Here is a 17,703-nt window from a genome sequence, read left to right on the forward strand (position 1 = left end):
CATTACACTCCCAACTTCCACGACAGTGTGCGCAGCAGATCGGCGAACACGCCCGCTGCTGTCACGTCATTTCCTGCACCGTATCCGCGCAACACCAACGGAATGGGCTGATAATAGCGGCTGTAGAAAGCCAGTGCATTCTCACCGTTTTTCACTTTAAAAAGCGGATCGTTACTGTCTACTGCCTCGATCTTGACTTTGCACGCCCCGCCTTCTTCGATCACGCCGACCAGACGCAACACTTTGCCCGCCTCACGCGCCTGCGCCACTCGGGCGGCAATCGCCGCATCGACGTCGGGCAGTTGCTGCATAAACTGCTCGACATCGGCAATGGCGGTCAGGTGCGCTGGCAGCAACGGCTCAATCTCAATGTCGTGCATTTCGTGTTGATAGCCGGCTTCGCGGGCCAGAATGAGCAGCTTACGCGCGACGTCCGTGCCGGATAAATCGTCACGCGGATCCGGCTCAGTGAATCCCATTTCGCGCGCCATGCGCGTGGCCTCCGACAGCGAGACACCTTCATCCAGTTTGCCAAAAATATACGACAGCGATCCCGACAGAATACCGGAGAAGCGGATCAATTCATCGCCTGCATTCAGCAAATTTTGCAAATTTTCAATAACGGGCAAACCGGCGCCCACGTTAGTGTCGTACAGGAACTTACGGCGCGATCCGGCAGCGGCGGCGCGCATCTTTTGGTAATATTCCCATGACGCGGTATTCGCCTTTTTATTCGGCGTCACTACGTGGAAGCCCTCAGCCAGGAAATCCGCGTACTGGTCGGCCACCGCCTGACTTGATGTGCAGTCCACAATGACCGGATTGAGCAAATGATACTCTTTTACCAGACGAATTAAGCGTCCCAGATTGAACGGCTCTTTGGCCTGCTCCATCTCGCCTTTCCAGTTACTGAGATCAATACCGTGTACATTGGTTAACAGCGCACGGGAATTGGCGATACCGCATACGCGCAAGTCGATATGCTTCTGTTTGAGCCAGGCCTGCTGGCGATGCAACTGATCCAGCAGCGCGCCGCCCACACCGCCAACGCCCACCACGAAGACTTCAATCACCTGATCGGTGGCAAACAGCATCTGGTGCACCACGCGAACACCGGTGGTGGCGTCGTCATTGTTTACCACGACGGAAATTGATCGTTCAGACGAGCCCTGAGCAATCGCAATGATATTGATATTGGCCCGCGCCAGCGCAGAGAAGAACTTGGCTGAAATCCCGCGCAGGGTACGCATTCCGTCACCCACGACCGAGATCACCGCCAGATTTTCGATAACGTCCAGCGCATCCAGCAGACCATCTTTCAGTTCAAGATAGAATTCGTCCTCCAGCACGCGACGGGCGCGGGCCTGCTCGCTCTGAGGAACGCAGAAGCTGATGCTGTATTCAGACGAAGACTGGGTAATGAGCACCACAGAAATGCCGGTGCGCGACATGGTGGCAAAGACGCGGGCCGCCATGCCCACCATGCCTTTCATGCCCGGGCCGGAGACGTTAAACATCGCCATATTGTTCAGGTTGGTGATGCCTTTGACCGGATACTCATCCTGCTCGCCGTTGCCGCTAATCAGCGTACCTGGCGCCTGGGGATTGGCCGTGTTTTTGATCAGGCAAGGGATTTGAAACTGCGCGATAGGTGCGATAGTGCGAGGATGCAGAACTTTGGCCCCGAAATAGGACAGCTCCATTGCTTCCTGGTAAGACATGGATTTGAGCAGGCGCGCGTCCGGAACCTGGCGCGGATCGCAGGTATAAACCCCGTCCACATCGGTCCAGATCTCACAGCAATCGGCCCGCAGGCAGGCCGCCAGCACCGCCGCTGAATAGTCAGAACCGTTGCGGCCCAGCACCACCAGTTCACCCCGTTCGTTACCGGCGGTGAAACCAGCCATCAGGATCATGTTTTCTGTTGGGATCTGACTGGCTTCAATGCGGCGGGTTGACTCGGCGATATCCACGGTTGATTCCAGATAATGACCGATGGCCAGCAGTTTTTCGACCGGGTCGATCACGCTGACGCCATAGCCACGGGCTTCTAACAGCTTTTCCATAATGGCAATGGAGAGCTTCTCGCCCCGACAGATAATGGCCGCATTGACGCTGTCAGGGCACTGTCCTAACAGGCTGATGCCGTGCAGAACCTGTTTAAGTTGCGCAAATTCGCTGTCAACACGGCTTTTCAGCTCCTCATAGTCGAAACCGGGTTGTGCCTCGGCCAGCCCCTGCAGCAGTTCTGCGAAGATGCGCGTCGCATCACTCAAATTGGGCAACGCATCCTGACCGCTAATGGTTTTTTCAATCATCGCAACCAGGTGGTTGGTAATCTTTGCAGGTGCAGAAAGCACGGTAGCAACCTGTCCCTGTTGCGCATTACTTTCCAGAATATCGGCGACGCGCAGAAAACGCTCTGCATTGGCCACCGAGGTCCCACCGAATTTCAGCACTCGCATGATGTCAACTCTCCTGATTTTGAGTCAAAAAAAAACCCGCACTCGTGAGGTGCGGGCTTCTTTTTTTGTTTTTCCTGGATGCGTCAGCCCGCCCCGTTACCCATGGTAATGGTGGTGGTAATAATTGTGGTGTTCAGGCTGTGATTACGCATTCAGATTTATTTTCTGTCTGTCATTGATTGTCCGTCTGGTTCTAAGAAGTAAATCAAAGCGCACATCAAGTCAACGGTTTTATCCTTTGTGCAAAAAAAACTCGCCATGTTTAGCGTGTGATTGCAGGAAAAAAACCTGGCGAATCGTTTGGTATCGTGCGCTTAATTAACATCTGTCACTAAATAGTTACGCATTCCCCGAGGATTTCTCTGCGAGTTTTTTTTCCACATCATGTAACAGGCGATGCAGCATTGCACTGTCGCGCTGTTCCAGCAAACCAATACGCTGATTAATCCAGTCTGACATTTTGATGTCGTCGCTGACATCCAGTTGCTGGAGTAGCTGCGTCAGACGCTGGCGCAACGCATGCAATTGCTGCGCATCGGCAAGCGGCGTAACGGGTGCTGTGACCTGGTTAAGGGCCGCTAACTGATAACAGTACACCATCACCGCCTGCCCGAGATTTAATGAAGGATAGTCCTGCGCCATAGGGATCCCGGTGAGCAGGTCAACCTGATCCAGTTCCTCGTTGGTCAGCCCACTGTCTTCGCGACCAAACACCAGCGCCATGCTGTTTACCCACTGCCGCTTTTCAAGCAACCGGGCTTCAACCTGCTGGGGCGTGGCGTAGTAACGGAACCTGGCACGACTGCGCGCGGTGGTGGCGACGGAAAAATCAATATCCGCCAGCGCATCAGCCAGCGTAGCAAATGTTTTCACGTTATCCAGGATGTCCCCCGCGCCGTGCGCCACACGGCGTGCAGCCGGGTCCTGCCAGGCATCGCTGGCGACAATGCGCAGTTCACTAAAACCCATGGTTTTCATGGCACGGGCCGCTGCGCCGATATTTTCCGGCCGGGCGGGCGAGACGAGGATAAGAGGAAAAAGCATGATCATTCCATCAGTAAATGTAGACGGTGCAGTGTAACATGTAGCGTGATATTAAGAGGTATAAGCTTTGAGGTTAACACCCTGAAATACATGTTAAAACACGTTAAAAAAAGCCATTGCGTCCTTTTTTACCATAAAGTGCACATTATTAGAAACTTCAAAATAAAAGCCTTTCAATTCAGCCCCCTGTGATAGTAAGTTTCTAACATCCCGTTTTGTGCTGTGCTGTGCCTGTCGGTACAAAAATGACGTGTAATCGCCTTCTGCGTCAATTTTTCGGGATGTTTTTCACAGAAATGTTAACGTGCTACAATTGCATTTGATATAAGTCAACGAAGCGTTGTTTTTATGCTTAGCAGTTGTTGTTATTGCTGTTAGGTTGCTGTTAAGACAGTTAGTATATGTTTCAATTTATTATTCCGCAGGGCATGGAATTGTCGTTACGGCTGGCTGAGCGAACACGGTTGTTGACCTTGATAAAAGCTTATCACAATGACTTTCGTACAACGGTTCAGCAAAGCTTGCCGTTCTCCGCACTGGAGAGCACCTAACCGCTGTACGCCCTGTTTTCAATTTAGTTGGCAAAATTAGGTAGCTAAACATGCAGACCCCGCACATTCTCATCGTTGAAGACGAACTGGTCACGCGTAATACCCTCAAAAGTATTTTTGAGGCGGAAGGTTATGTCGTGTATGAAGCGACCGATGGTGCAGAAATGCATCAGGTATTGACCGACAATGATGTCAACCTGGTTATCATGGACATCAACCTGCCGGGCAAAAACGGCCTGTTACTGGCGCGTGAACTGCGTGAGCAAGCTAATGTGGCATTAATGTTCCTGACAGGACGCGATAACGAAGTTGATAAGATCCTTGGACTGGAAATTGGCGCAGACGACTACATCACGAAGCCATTTAATCCGCGTGAGTTAACTATTCGTGCACGTAATCTGCTGTTACGCACCATGAACTTACCGCTGCCTAATGAAGAGCGTCGTCAGGTCGAGAGCTATAAGTTCAACGGCTGGGAACTGGATATCAACAGCCGTTCATTGATCAATCCCAACGGTGAGCAGTACAAACTGCCGCGCAGTGAGTTCCGCGCCATGCTGCACTTCTGCGAAAATCCCGGCAAAATTCAGACCCGTGCTGATTTGCTGAAAAAAATGACCGGACGCGATCTGAAACCTCACGATCGTACCGTTGACGTCACCATCCGCCGTATTCGTAAACATTTCGAATCCACACCGGATACGCCAGAAATCATCGCTACCATTCACGGTGAAGGCTATCGTTTCTGCGGTGACCTGCAAGAGTAACGGCCTCAAAAAAACGCCCTTTCGGGCGTTTTTATGCGTTAATGCCAGGGCATAATCGGCACGGCACTCAGCGCATTTTTCGGCGAACCATCCACCACCTTATCCGAATACGCCAGGTAGACCAGCGCATTGCGCTTGCTGTCAAAGAAGCGAACAACCTGCAACTTCTTGAAAATCAGTGAAGTACGCTGGCGAAATACAACGTCACCCTGCGCTTTTCCTTTGGCGATCTTATCACTTAACTCAACCGGTCCGGTTTGCTGACAGGAAATAGCGGCGTCAGACGTATCCTCTGCGAGTCCCAGTCCGCCCTTAATCCCGCCCGTTTTCGCCCGACTGATATAGCAGGTTACATTTTTAACATCAGGATCATCGAACGCTTCCACCACAATTTTGTGGTCCGGCCCAAACATCTTAAATACGGTATCGACCGAGCCGATCTCTTCGGCCAGCAGCGAACTGGAAAATAGCAGACCAGCGAAGGTGGCGATCGCAAGACGAGTTATTGTCATGAGTTACCATTGCAAATGTAATAGATGAGCATGTAATGTACTGTCAATTGATACAATAACCAATGCAAAAAGGGTATAAACTCCCGCGTTAGTGAATAGTACAACTACCCCAATCAAAGCCGATCACGTCTTTACGCTATAAGTACTATTATTCGTCGACTTCATTTAGCTGCGCCACCAGAGTATGAGGATGTTTTATGGACCAAGCCGGTATCATTCGCGATTTGCTTGCCTGGCTGGAGAGCCATTTGGATCAACCCCTTTCACTGGATAACGTTTCCATTAAGGCAGGTTATTCTAAATGGCATCTACAACGGATGTTCAAAGATGTCACCGGGCACGCCATCGGCGCTTACATCCGGGCACGGCGTCTTTCTAAAGCCGCCGTCGCGCTTCGCCTGACCAGTCGCCCGATTCTTGATATCGCCTTACAGTATCGGTTCGATTCCCAGCAGACCTTTACGCGTGCCTTTAAAAAGCAGTTTAATCAAACCCCTGCATGGTATCGCCGTTCATCTGACTGGAACTCCTTCGGCATTCGCCCACCGATTCGTCTGGGCAATGACACGCTGCCGGAACACCAGTTCGTTACGCTGCCGGAAACCGTACTGTTTGGTCAGACACAGAGCTACACCTGCACGCTGGAACAAATTTCCAAATATCGTGATGAAATGCGCCTCCACTTCTGGCGGCAGTTTCTGCTGGAAACGGATACGGTGCCGCCAGTGCTTTACGGTCTGCACCAGGTCCGTGCCAGTCATGAAAAGGATGATGAGCAGGAGATTCTGTATACCACGGCGGTGCCTGTGGACAGCGCAACGAATATGCACTCCGGGCAGAACGTCAGCCTGGAAGCAGGCGACTATGTGCAGTTCAACTATGCAGGTCCCCGCGTAGATTTGCAGGAATTTATCCTGTTACTGTATGGCACCTGCATGCCGACACTGGGACTGACTCGCCGTCAGGGCCAGGATATTGAACGTTTTATTACCCATGGCGGAAAGAAACGGACCGAACCCCCAGCAGATATTAAGTGCGAGTATCTGATCCCGATTCGCCGTTAATCGCGTTTGTGATTATGCCGTCGCGATGACGGCATGATCTGTCAACTTACCGCTGAAGTTCGTCCAGCGCGGGCTCGTCAAGATGCGAAATATCTCCCGCCGTTTCGACCACCCAGCCCGCTGCCAGCCAGGCGCTTTGTTGATGATCAACGCGGGAAATCGAACAGTTACGCAGACGAAGACGACGTTCCGCATACGCAGGCAATCCCAGAATGGTGCTCACCAGCACGCCCAGCGCCATACCATGGCTGACAATCAAGGGGCGGCTGCCAGCCGGTAACGCCAGGCAGGCATTCAGGGCATCCTGCATACGCTGCGCCAGTTCTGTCATAGATTCGCCCTGCGGAATACGGCCACCCTCAGTGCCGTTAACCAGCGACGCGCGCCAGCCCTCTTCTTCCGCACTCAACTCGTCCAGCAGGCGTTTTTCCAGCACGCCCATATTCAGTTCGCGCAGGCGGGCGTCAAAGGTGACATCGCAGCCGCAGGCATCGGCAATGATTTCTGCCGTACGTCGGGTACGTCCTAAGTCGCTGGAAATGATATGGGTGATACCTGCGTGTTTAATCCGTTCACCGACCTGACGGGCCTGGTGCTCGCCTTTTGCCGTCAGCGGACTGTCGGAGTGCCCTTGAATGCGGCGTTCTGCATTCCATACCGTTTCACCGTGACGAACAAGATAGACCTGTAGCATGCGTAGTTTCCGTTATACTGCGACCAAAATCGCCTTTATTACCTGAGGGTTCAATTAATTATGTACCATGTCGTCGCAGCTACCACCAATCCAGCGAAGATTCGTGCGATTGCTCAGGCATTCAACGACGTTTTCGGCGAGGGATCCTGCCATACAGAAGGGGTGGAGGTCGAGAGCGGCGTGGCAGCACAGCCCCTCTCTAACCTTGAAACCCGCACCGGCGCACGTCAGCGCGTCATGAATGCCCGTCAGGTTCGCCCGGAAGCCGATTTTTGGGTCGCGATTGAAGCAGGCATTGAAGAAGAGAGCGCGTTTGCCTGGATAGTGGTGGAAAACCACAAGCAGCGGGGTGAATCACGTTCAGCCAGCTTTACGCTGCCGCCGCCCGTGATGGCGGGTTTACGTGAAGGCCGTGAACTGGGCGACGAGATGGCGCGCCTGACCGGCATAGAAAACATTAAACACAAAGGCGGTGCGATAGGCACGTTAACCCATGGTCTGCTCAGCCGCTCCAGTGTGTATCATCAGGCGTTAATTCTGGCGCTCTGCCCGTTTACACATCCTTATTACGCGTAATCGACTCCGGGTGGCGCAGTTGGGCCTCCAGCCAGCGCTTGAGTGCGGGAGGCGCCTCTTTCAGGCTGTTCGATCCCCGGGTGATGGTCGCGATGCCGACGCCAAGCTCATTTTTCAACTCACGCTGGCTCATGTCGCCGTTCAGCAGCGATTCGATGATACGCAGACGTGTGCCAAAGGCTTCACGCTCATCGGGCGTCATCATGAGTTGCAGGAGCGGTAACGCATGCTGGTCGGCAAACGCCTGCTGAATCAGATCAACAAAACGTAGCCAGTTCGACTCCGCAGCCTGTTCAGTTTCGGGTGGCACAGCAGGTTGGTTCATGAGAGGGCTTCCGTACTCACTAAAGAGTACGGAAGCTTAACACAGCTAGTAACGGCGATTCCACTCAGCATCTGACAGGATCTTGTCAGGCTGGCCCAGGAAGTAGCGATAGTAGGCATCATAAGCCAGCACATTCTTCACGTAACCCCGCGTTTCGGAAAACGGAATGGTTTCGATGAAGGCGACGGCACTCAGATTGCCCGCGGTGCTGTTTTGCCAGGTCCGTACGCGACCGGGCCCGGCGTTGTAGGCCGCCGAGGCGAAGATCCGGTTCTTATCAAACTGCTGATAGACATAATCCAGATACTGCGTGCCAATCTGGATATTGGTTTGCGGATCGAACAGCTGAGACGGATTCACATAGCCAGGAATGCTAAACATCTTCACGGTATGCGTGGCGGTGGCGGGCATAATTTGCATCAGGCCACTCGCACCGACCGGGGAACGCGCTTTCGGGTTCCACGCACTTTCCTGACGGGAAATCGCCATCGCATAGCTCTGCGGAATGGTTTTCCCCTGTGTGTTCTGCTTATAAAGATCCTGCCATGCCAGCGGGAAACGTTCTTTCAGGCTGTCCCACATTTTTGCGGTGATGGTGGCCTGTACGCTGAGATCCCACCAGTCCTGCTCGCTTGCGTAACGCGCCAGCATCTGCTGCTGGACATGGGTTTTGCTGTTAATCAGGTTGGCCCATTCGCTTCGCGCCAGATTATCCAGCCCCCAGTACATCAGCTCGCGTACCCGGGCCAGCTCGGGCCCCTGTATCGTGGCGCTGTCGGGTTTCGGTGCGGCATCCACCTGCAGAGGATAATTCACGCCCAGACGCTGTGCAGCCACCATCGGGTAAAAGCCGCGTGACGTCATCAGTTTGCGCAGAATCTCATCGGCTTCTTCTTTGCGATCTTTGGAATAGAGCAGATCGGCCTGCCAGTATTGCCATTCGTCTTTCTCTTTCGCTTCTACCGGCAGACGGGCAATCCAGGTATTCAGGCCACGACGGTCATTTTCACTCAGCGCCAGGCGGACGCGCCGCTCCAGCAAGGCAGTTGATTCGCTGTTCATCACCACCGCATCGCGCCAGCGCGCTTGCTCAGAAGTCAGATCGCTGCCCATCATGCGCCAGACCACAATCTCCTTCAGCGCCTGTTCATCCTCCGGCCCCATTTTTTGCGCCCGGACCAGTTCGGGAATCATGCTGCGGGCATTTTCCATATCGGCACGCGCCACACGGGCGAAGGCAAAGATAGTGGCCTGGCGCGTAAAGTCGGTGGCGCCAACGCCGTTGGCAAAAGTCGTTACGGACTGGGGATCTTTCTGCAGCGTCAGTAAGGCATCCGACATCGTCTTATAATCAGCGGGCAGCATCTTCGCCAGATAGCTGACCAGGCTGTCATTGCCCGCTTTCATCGCCAGACGAATGCGCTCCAGCACCGTAATAGGCGAGAGCTGCCCTGAGACCTGCCAGACTGAAAACAGCTTGTCACAGTCATTCGGCAAGGCGGTGCCGCGCAGCCAAATCGCTTTTGCGCCCGCAAAGGCCGCCTGCTGCTGACCGGTAGACCATTTTGCATAATACCAGTTGCAGCGCGCCTGCACCGGCGTCGGTTCATCCGGGCTGAAATTCAGTACGCCTTGCCAGTCCTGACGATGGGCCAGCACGTTCACAAACCGTGTTTTCAGCGACCGTGCCGGGGGCAAGGTGGGGTACTTTTGAATGAAGTTCTGCACCGCCAGGCTGGTTTCCTGATCGAGATCCTGCGCCAGCAAACGGTATTCTAAGTAGGGATAAAGCGGATAATCCTGCAGCGTCGGTAACAGTTGATCGACTGTCGCCATCTGGTTACTGTCCCACGCCTGTTTAATCTGTTGATATCGTTGCCGTTGTTGATCAAGCGAATCAGCCCATGCGCTGCCGGCCATGCTCACCAGGCAGATCCCTATCATCCCGTTACGCCATTTCTCCACGTAAATCTCCTCTGTTGCTGGGCCCTGGCAGGGTGCCAGACGTTATTCATGCTAACCAGGGGAAGCCACTCTTGCCATGTTCTTCACAAAATTTACCTTTGCGCAGGCGTGGCGCACCGCGATATCACACGTTCTGCGCTACCGTTGTGCATTTTATCATCACATAAACTTATGGCATGCCGCTTTATCTCTTTGATTCATCAAGTTAAAAATCTGGCACAGCCTTTGCTTTGTTGAATGCCATCTTGTATACCAGTTGGAATTTATTGCATGGCTTCAACATCTGGCTTGACCCTTAGCGAATGGCAGCAACGCGCCCGGCTGCACCCACAGCAGCTTCACACGTTGCTGGCAACCCACCTGGCGGAACAGGAACCCAGTGATAATGCCTGGATCTGTCTTGCCAGTCCGGCGCAACTCGAAGCACAAATCACGCCGCTTCTGGCACGCTATCAGCAGGATCCCGACGCGCTTCCTTTGTTCGGTGTGCCGTTCGCGGTCAAAGACAATATTGATGTCGCAGGCTGGCCGACCACCGCCGCCTGCCCGGCGTTTAGCTACACCGCTGAAGAGGATGCCTTTGTGGTGGCGCGCCTGAAAGCAGCAGGTGCGGTGGTCATCGGCAAAACCAACCTTGATCAGTTTGCAACCGGCCTGGTGGGCACAAGGTCACCTTATGGCGCGGTGTGTAATACCTTTGATCCGGATTTTGTCAGTGGCGGATCCAGTTCCGGATCAGCCTCGGTACTGGCCCGTGGCCTGGTGGGTTTCTCACTCGGCACTGACACCGCCGGGTCAGGTCGGGTGCCGGCAGGGTTTAACAATATTGTCGGCCTGAAACCGACAAAGGGCTGGTTCTCTGCCCGTGGTGTGGTCCCGGCCTGTCGCCTGAACGATACGATTTCGGTGTTTGCGCTGACGGTTGAAGACGCCTTTACCGTGGCCAGCCTGGCCGGTGGCTACGACGAGAAAGACGCCTATTCGCGCGTGAATCCCCGTACGGCCCCAGCAGGCATGAAAGCCCGTCCTGATTTCGCCATTCCGGCTACACCGGAATTTTACGATGATGCCGCCGCCGAAGCCGCCTGGGATGCCGCGCTCAGCGCACTGAAGGCGACCGGCGCGACGTTGCATCCCATTGACTTTACCCCTTTCCGCCAGCTCGCCGAGCAGCTTTATCAGGGTCCGTGGGTCGCCGAGCGCACCGTCGCCGTAGGCGAGATGCTTAACCAGCCAGAGAACATGGATCCGGTGGTCCACGGCATTGTGGCGAATGGCCTGAAGTACAGCGCCGTAGATGCCTGGCAGGCCGAATATCAGCGTGCCGAACTGGCCCGGCACATTCAGCAGGTTCTGGCCTCGTTTGATGCGCTGGTGGTGCCCACCTCGCCCACCATTTACACGCTGGACGAAATGCAGCAGGAGCCGGTGCTGTATAACGCGCATTTTGGCACTTATACCAACTTCACTAATCTGGCCGATCTTGCTGCACTGGCCCTGCCCGCCCCGTTCAGAAACGACGACCTGCCGGCGGGCATTACGCTCATCGCTCCCGCCTGGCATGACCGCGCGCTGGCGCAGTTTGGCCTGCGCTGGCAGCAGGCTCTGGCCCTGCCTCTCGGCGCAACCGGCCTGCCACTGCCGCCCTCCCCGATGGCGCTTCCTCCATCCCACGATCATGTTCGGGTGGCCGTCGTCGGCGCACACCTGACCGGGATGCCCCTTAATTTCCAGCTCACCACGCGCCAGGCCGTTCTGGTGGAAGAGACGCAGACCGCCAGCCAGTATCGTCTGTTTGCCTTATTAGAGGGTCCGATTAAGAAACCCGGCCTGATGCGCACAGAACAGGGGGCGGCCATTACCGTTGAACTCTGGGATATCCCGCTGGCGCGCTTCGGTGAGTTTGTGGCGGAAATCCCTGCCCCACTGGGCATTGGCAATCTGACGCTTGCCGATGGACGTGTGGTGAAAGGCTTTATTTGTGAAGGTGCCGCGCTAACCGGCGCGCTGGAAATCACTGAATTTGGCGGCTGGCGTAACTGGCTTGCCTCGCCTGGGAGTAACTAATTATGTTCAGCACAGTCCTGATTGCTAACCGGGGTGAAATTGCCTGTCGCGCCATCCGCACGCTGAAACGTCTGGGCATTAAAAGCGTGGCCGTGTTTTCCGATGCCGACCGCAACGCACAGCATGTGAAAGAGGCGGATATCGCCGTGGGTCTGGGCGGCGGCAAAGCCAGTGACAGCTATCTGCGCATCGACAAAATTCTGGCGGCGGCGCAGGAAACGGGCGCCCAGGCGGTCTGGCCCGGCTATGGTTTTCTGTCAGAAAGTCTGCCCTTTGCTGCCGCCTGTGAAGAGGCCGGTATCGTGTTTGTCGGTCCCACGGCTGCGCAAATTGGTGAGTTTGGGCTGAAACATCGCGCCCGTGAGTTAGCCGCGCAGGCCGGAGTACCGATGACGCCAGGCACGCCGCTGCTCAACACACTTGATGACGCCCTCAGCGCAGCCGAATCCATCGGTTATCCGGTGATGTTAAAAAGCACGGCAGGCGGCGGAGGCATTGGGCTGACGCGCTGTGCCGACGCCGGGGCACTGCGCAATGCCTGGGAGAGCGTCCGTCGACTGGGCGAACAATTCTTTAGTGACGCAGGCGTTTTCCTCGAACGCTGTATCGATCATGCCCGCCACGTGGAAGTGCAGATCTTCGGTGATGGCAAGGGCACCGTGGTGGCGCTGGGTGAGCGCGACTGTTCGCTGCAACGCCGCAACCAGAAAGTGGTGGAGGAAACCCCCGCGCCCTGCCTGCCCGCGGCCACGCGCGCGGCGTTGCTTGCCTCAGCCGTTCGGCTGGGTGAGGTAGTCAATTACCGCAGCGCGGGGACCGTGGAATACATTTATGATGCACAGCAGGACGCCTTCTATTTCCTGGAAGTGAATACCCGCCTGCAGGTTGAGCATCCGGTCACCGAATGCGTCACCGGCCTCGACCTGGTGGAATGCATGTTGCGCGTCGCCGCTGACGAAGCGATCGACTGGCCGCGCCTGCAGCAGGCACCGCAGGGCGCGTCGATTGAAGTCCGTTTGTACGCCGAAGATCCGTTAAAAAACTTCCAGCCCAGCCCCGGCGTGCTCACGCATGTCAGTTTTCCTGACGATGTCCGTGTGGACAGTTGGGTGACGACCGGCAGCGAGGTTTCCAGCTATTACGATCCGATGATCGCCAAGCTCATCGTCCATGCGGACACGCGAGAGGCGGCGCTGGAAAAACTGCAATGCGCACTGAACGCCACACAACTGCACGGTATCGCCACCAATCTTGATTATCTGCGGCAGGTCGTCGCCACCGAGGCGTTCCGTAGCGGCAAGGTCTGGACACGTTTTCTGGACAGCTTTACGCCCGCGGCAGCCGTGGTCGAAGTGCTGCAGGCGGGCACGTTCAGCTCCATCCAGGACGTGCCGGGCCGGCTGGGTTACTGGAATATCGGCGTACCGCCGTCAGGGCCGATGGATGATTATGCCTTCCGCCTTGCCAACCGCATCGTCGGAAATCACGAGTCGGCGGCCGGGCTGGAATTTACCCTGCAGGGCCCAACGCTGCGCTTTCATTGCGCGGCGACCCTTGCTCTCACAGGGGCAGACTGCGGTGCCACGCTGGATGGCATCCCTGTCAGCAACTGGCAGCCGATAACGGTCAATGCTGGCCAAACGCTGACACTGGGTCGCGCCCAGCGCGGTTGCCGCTGTTATCTGGCTATCCGTAACGGCTTTGATGTCCCGGAATACCTTGGCAGTCGTTCCACCTTTTCTCTGGGCCAGTTTGGCGGGCACGCCGGTCGCACGCTTCGGGTTGCCGATATGCTGCCTGTCTCACAACCGTCACTGGCAGCCTGCACCACGCCCGCGCCGGTCAGCGCTCCGCAGGCACTCAGCCCGGCGCTGATCCCAACGTACACCAGCGAATGGCACATTGGTGTCCTGTACGGACCGCACGGCGCACCTGACTTTTTCACCCAGGCCGCCATCGATGAATTCTTTGCCAGCGACTGGCAGGTTCACTACAACTCCAACCGCCTTGGTGTACGTCTGGTCGGGCCTAAACCGACCTGGACGCGCGCTAACGGCGGTGAAGCGGGCCTGCATCCGTCTAACGTGCACGACTGTGAATACGCGATTGGCGCGATCAACTTCACCGGTGACTTTCCGGTCATCCTGACCCACGACGGTCCCAGCCTCGGCGGCTTTGTCTGCCCGGTGACGATAGCCAAAGCCGAACTGTGGAAGGTCGGCCAGGTCAAACCGGGCGATAAAATTCGCTTCCATCCCATCAGCGTCGAAGAAGCCGTCGCGCTGGAAAATGCCCGGTTGCAGGTCATCGCCACGTTGCGTCCGCACACGGCGCAGACGTTTGACGTACCGTCGCTGGCTGACAACCGCTTTGGCTCCGCTACCTTGCTCGCCGCCGTTGCCGCCACCGACACCACACCGCAGGCGGTATATCGTCAGGCCGGCGATAAATACATTCTGATCGAATATGGCGACAACGTGCTGGATCTGGCGCTCCGCCTCCGTGTTCATCTGCTGATGGCGTCGCTGCGTGAGCGACCGGTTGACGGCATCGAAGAGCTCTCCCCCGGCGTGCGTTCACTGCAAATTCGCTATGACAGCCTTACCCTGTCGCAGTCCCAGTTAATGTCCGAGCTGCTGGCCCGGGAAGCCATGCTCGGTGATGTCAGCACGCTGAAAGTGCCCTCTCGCATTGTCTGGATGCCGATGGCGTTTGAAGACAGCGCTACGCTCGGTGCCGTCGAACGTTATAAAGAAACCGTGCGCGCCAGCGCGCCCTGGCTACCCAATAACGTCGATTTTATTCAACGTATCAATGGATTATCCGATCGTGAACAGGTTCGCGATACGCTGTTCAATGCCAGCTACCTGATTTTGGGCCTGGGCGATGTTTATCTGGGTGCACCCTGCGCGGTGCCGATTGATCCTCGCCATCGCCTGCTCAGCTCCAAGTACAGTCCGGCCCGTACCTTTACCGCAGAGGGCACCGTCGGCATCGGCGGCATGTACATGTGCATTTACGGCATGGACTCTCCCGGCGGTTACCAGCTGGTCGGCCGTACGTTACCCATCTGGAACACCTTCCTGAAAAACCCGCAGTTCGGTGCCGGTGAGCCCTGGCTCCTGCGCTTCTTCGATCAGGTGCGCTTCTATCCGGTGAGCGAAGAGGAACTGGCGCAACTTCGTGATGATTTCCGCGAGGGCCGTGCTGCGCTGCGTATCGAAGAAACTGAATTCGATTTTGCCGCTCACCAGGCGTTTCTGGCGGCGAACGCCGACGACATTGCGGCGTTTCGCCAGCGCCAGGCCGCGGCATTTGAGCAGGAGGTTCGGCTCTGGTCGCAGGAGGAGCCGGAAGCCCCCGCTTCCACTGAGGCCGAGTCAGACGCGCCCGCTGAGGATAACAGCGCGCAGGCTGTACAGGCAGATATGAACGGCAACATCTGGAAAGTGCTGGTGCAGGCGGGCGAGACGGTGAGCGCCGGACAAACGCTGGTGATTGTTGAGGCAATGAAAATGGAACTGGCCATTACGGCTCCCTGCGCGGGTCGGGTGAAACGCGTGGCCTGTCAGGCCGGCCGCCCTGTCAGCCCTGGCGACACGCTGCTGTGGCTGGAATAAGGAGCGCCGATGACGACCCGATCAACACGAAGCAAAGCCCGCCCGGAAGCACTGGCAGAACGGGTTTACCAGGCACTGAAAAACGACATTTTTGAGTTCCGCCTGATGCCCGGCGACCGCTTCAGCGAAAGTGAGATTGCAGAGCGCATGGCGGTCAGCCGCACTCCGGTTCGCCAGGCCCTGTTCTGGCTGGAGCGTGAAGGCTATGTCGACGTGTGGTTTCGCAGCGGCTGGCAGGTGAAAGCCTTTGATTTTGCCTACTTCGAAGAGCTGTACGATTTGCGTACCGTCCTGGAGTGCGAGGCGGTCACGCGCCTGTGTGCGTTGCCGCCGACCCAATGCGCCGACCGACTACGCGAGCTGTATCAGTTCTGGTGCGAAGCCGCGCAGGTAGAAGATGGCAAACGGGTTTCACAGCATGATGAGGCGTTTCATATGACGCTGGTCGCCGCTGCGGGCAATGCGGAAATGGCGCGGATCCATGCCGAGCTGACAGAGAAAATCCGCATTATCCGGCGACTTGATTTTACCCGGGAAGATCGTATCGCGGCGACCTATCGCGAACACGCACATATTTTGCGAGCCATTTTATTGCAAGAGACCCGCGACGCCCGCCAGATCCTGACCGGGCACATTGCCGTCAGTAAAGCGGAGGTCAGAAAAATCACGCTACACATGCTCCAGCAGGCCCGGCTTCAACCCATTGAATAACGTATCCATACCATTAGGGGTTTACCATCGATGAAAAGACGTTCATTGCTTAAAGCTTTTGCTCTCTCAGCTACCGTCGCGGGCATGGGGTTCGCCTGGAGCGCTCAGGCGGCTGACACCATCAAAGTAGGCATCATGCACTCCCTTTCCGGCACCATGGCCATTTCTGAAACGCCACTTAAAGATGTCGCCCTGATGACCATCGATGAAATTAACGCCAAAGGCGGCGTGCTGGGGAAAAAACTGGAGCCCGTAGTGGTGGATCCGGCCTCAAACTGGCCGCTGTTCGCCGAGAAAGCCCGGCAACTGCTGACCCAGGACAAAGTGGCTGTGGTGTTTGGTTGCTGGACCTCGGTATCGCGCAAATCCGTGCTGCCGGTCTTTGAAGAACTGAATGGCCTGCTCTTCTATCCGGTGCAGTACGAAGGTGAAGAGATGTCGCCGAACGTCTTTTATACCGGTGCAGCACCAAACCAGCAGGCGATTCCGGCGGTGGAATACCTGATGAGCCAGGATGGCGGCGGGGCCAAACGTTTCTTCCTGCTGGGAACAGATTATGTTTATCCCCGCACCACCAACAAGATTTTACGCGCCTTCCTGCATTCAAAAGGCGTGCAGGATAAAGATATCGAGGAAGTGTACACCCCGTTTGGCTACAGCGATTACCAGACCATCGTCTCTAATATCAAGACGTTCGCCGCTGGCGGCAAAACCGCGGTGGTCTCCACCATCAATGGCGATTCCAACGTACCGTTCTACAAGGAACTGGCTAACCAGGGCATCAAAGCCACCGATATCCCGGTCGTAGCCTTCTCGGTGGGTGAAGAGGAACTTCGTGGGATTGATACTAAACCGCTGGTCGGTCAGCTGGCAGCCTGGAACTATTTTGAATCCTTAGATAACCCGACCAACGCGAAATTTGTTGCCGACTATCGGGCTTATGCAAAAGCGCACAATCTGCCGAATGCCAGCACCGTGGTAACCAATGACCCGATGGAAGCCACCTACGTAGGCATTCATATGTGGGCGCAGGCCGTCGAGAAAGCCGGTACGACCAATGTGGATAAAGTGCGTGCGGCCATGGCCGGTCAGACCTTTAAGGCCCCGGACGGGTTTACCCTGACGATGGATCAGACCAACCACCATCTGCACAAACCCGTGATGATTGGCGAAGTTGAAGAAAACGGTCAGTTTAACGTGGTCTGGCAGACGGACAAACCGGTACGTGCCCAGCCCTGGAGCCCGTATATTCCCGGCAATGATAAAAAACCGGATCATCCCGTGAAAACGACGCAGTAAAACTCAGACCGCCCTCGCGCTGGCTGTGAGGGCGGCCGTCAGG

Annotated in this window: 14 protein-coding genes and 1 other annotated feature; of the genes, 7 read left to right on the forward strand and 7 right to left on the reverse strand. The window is 56.0% G+C overall.

What is annotated here, in order from left to right:
• Positions 1–2: 2 nt before the first annotated feature.
• From thrA to C1N59_RS16925, 3 genes are all read right to left on the reverse strand, one after another.
• Positions 3–2,465, reverse strand: coding sequence for a bifunctional aspartate kinase/homoserine dehydrogenase I (thrA, locus tag C1N59_RS16915; RefSeq protein WP_205951269.1), 2,463 nt, complete (start codon positions 2,463–2,465; stop codon positions 3–5).
• Positions 2,466–2,490: 25 nt separating this feature from the next.
• Positions 2,491–2,610 (reverse strand) — a sequence feature (Thr leader region).
• On the reverse strand, positions 2,549–2,617 hold the full coding sequence (gene thrL, locus C1N59_RS16920; protein WP_071988721.1) for a thr operon leader peptide: 69 nt from the start codon (positions 2,615–2,617) through the stop codon (positions 2,549–2,551). It overlaps the preceding feature by 62 nt.
• Positions 2,618–2,804: 187 nt before the next feature.
• Positions 2,805–3,509 carry a tRNA/rRNA methyltransferase gene (locus tag C1N59_RS16925; protein WP_006117621.1) on the reverse strand — a complete coding sequence of 235 codons (705 nt, stop codon included), beginning with the start codon at positions 3,507–3,509 and terminating at the stop codon, positions 2,805–2,807.
• Positions 3,510–4,110: 601 nt separating this feature from the next.
• Between C1N59_RS16925 and arcA the strand changes: the two genes are divergently transcribed.
• A complete protein-coding gene (gene arcA, locus C1N59_RS16930; RefSeq protein ID WP_006117620.1) occupies positions 4,111–4,827 on the forward strand; it encodes a two-component system response regulator ArcA in 717 nt (238 codons plus the stop codon).
• 38 nt (positions 4,828–4,865) lie between these two features.
• Here arcA and creA read toward each other — a convergent pair whose 3' ends face one another.
• On the reverse strand, positions 4,866–5,339 hold the full coding sequence (creA, locus tag C1N59_RS16935; RefSeq protein WP_006117619.1) for a protein CreA: 474 nt from the start codon (positions 5,337–5,339) through the stop codon (positions 4,866–4,868).
• A gap of 197 nt (positions 5,340–5,536) precedes the next feature.
• On the opposite strand from creA, the gene robA reads away from it, so the two are divergent.
• On the forward strand, positions 5,537–6,403 hold the full coding sequence (gene robA, locus C1N59_RS16940; protein ID WP_006117617.1) for an MDR efflux pump AcrAB transcriptional activator RobA: 867 nt from the start codon (positions 5,537–5,539) through the stop codon (positions 6,401–6,403).
• A gap of 46 nt (positions 6,404–6,449) precedes the next feature.
• On the opposite strand, the gene gpmB is transcribed toward robA, so the two are convergent.
• Complete coding sequence (gene gpmB, locus C1N59_RS16945; protein WP_033740218.1) at positions 6,450–7,097, reverse strand: 2,3-diphosphoglycerate-dependent phosphoglycerate mutase GpmB; 648 nt, start codon at positions 7,095–7,097, stop codon at positions 6,450–6,452.
• Positions 7,098–7,157: 60 nt separating this feature from the next.
• Between gpmB and yjjX the strand changes: the two genes are divergently transcribed.
• Positions 7,158–7,673: an inosine/xanthosine triphosphatase gene (gene yjjX / locus C1N59_RS16950; protein ID WP_006117615.1), complete on the forward strand. Its 516-nt coding sequence runs from the start codon at positions 7,158–7,160 to the stop codon at positions 7,671–7,673.
• Here the strand turns inward: yjjX and trpR are convergent.
• Positions 7,651–7,998, reverse strand: a complete 348-nt coding sequence (trpR, locus tag C1N59_RS16955; protein ID WP_033740217.1) for a trp operon repressor — start codon at positions 7,996–7,998, stop codon at positions 7,651–7,653. The genes yjjX and trpR overlap by 23 nt on opposite strands.
• A 45-nt stretch (positions 7,999–8,043) precedes the next feature.
• Positions 8,044–9,963 (reverse strand): murein transglycosylase, encoded by a 1,920-nt coding sequence (sltY, locus tag C1N59_RS16960; protein WP_394549913.1) that lies wholly within the window; start codon positions 9,961–9,963, stop codon positions 8,044–8,046.
• A gap of 270 nt (positions 9,964–10,233) precedes the next feature.
• Between sltY and atzF the strand changes: the two genes are divergently transcribed.
• Genes atzF through urtA form a run of 4 tightly spaced genes read left to right on the forward strand, consistent with a single transcriptional unit; the run spans position 10,234 to position 17,660 of the window.
• The gene (gene atzF, locus C1N59_RS16965; protein WP_394549914.1) at positions 10,234–12,030 is read left to right on the forward strand and encodes an allophanate hydrolase; all 1,797 of its coding nucleotides are present in this window, start codon (positions 10,234–10,236) and stop codon (positions 12,028–12,030) included.
• 2 nt (positions 12,031–12,032) lie between these two features.
• On the forward strand, positions 12,033–15,650 hold the full coding sequence (gene uca / locus C1N59_RS16970; RefSeq protein ID WP_394549915.1) for an urea carboxylase: 3,618 nt from the start codon (positions 12,033–12,035) through the stop codon (positions 15,648–15,650).
• Positions 15,651–15,659: 9 nt separating this feature from the next.
• On the forward strand, positions 15,660–16,361 hold the full coding sequence (locus C1N59_RS16975) for a GntR family transcriptional regulator (RefSeq protein WP_394549916.1): 702 nt from the start codon (positions 15,660–15,662) through the stop codon (positions 16,359–16,361).
• A gap of 30 nt (positions 16,362–16,391) precedes the next feature.
• Positions 16,392–17,660, forward strand: coding sequence for an urea ABC transporter substrate-binding protein (urtA, locus tag C1N59_RS16980; RefSeq protein WP_033740212.1), 1,269 nt, complete (start codon positions 16,392–16,394; stop codon positions 17,658–17,660).
• Positions 17,661–17,703: the final 43 nt, after the last annotated feature.

The sequence above is a fragment of the Pantoea sp. SGAir0183 genome (assembly GCF_043545505.1).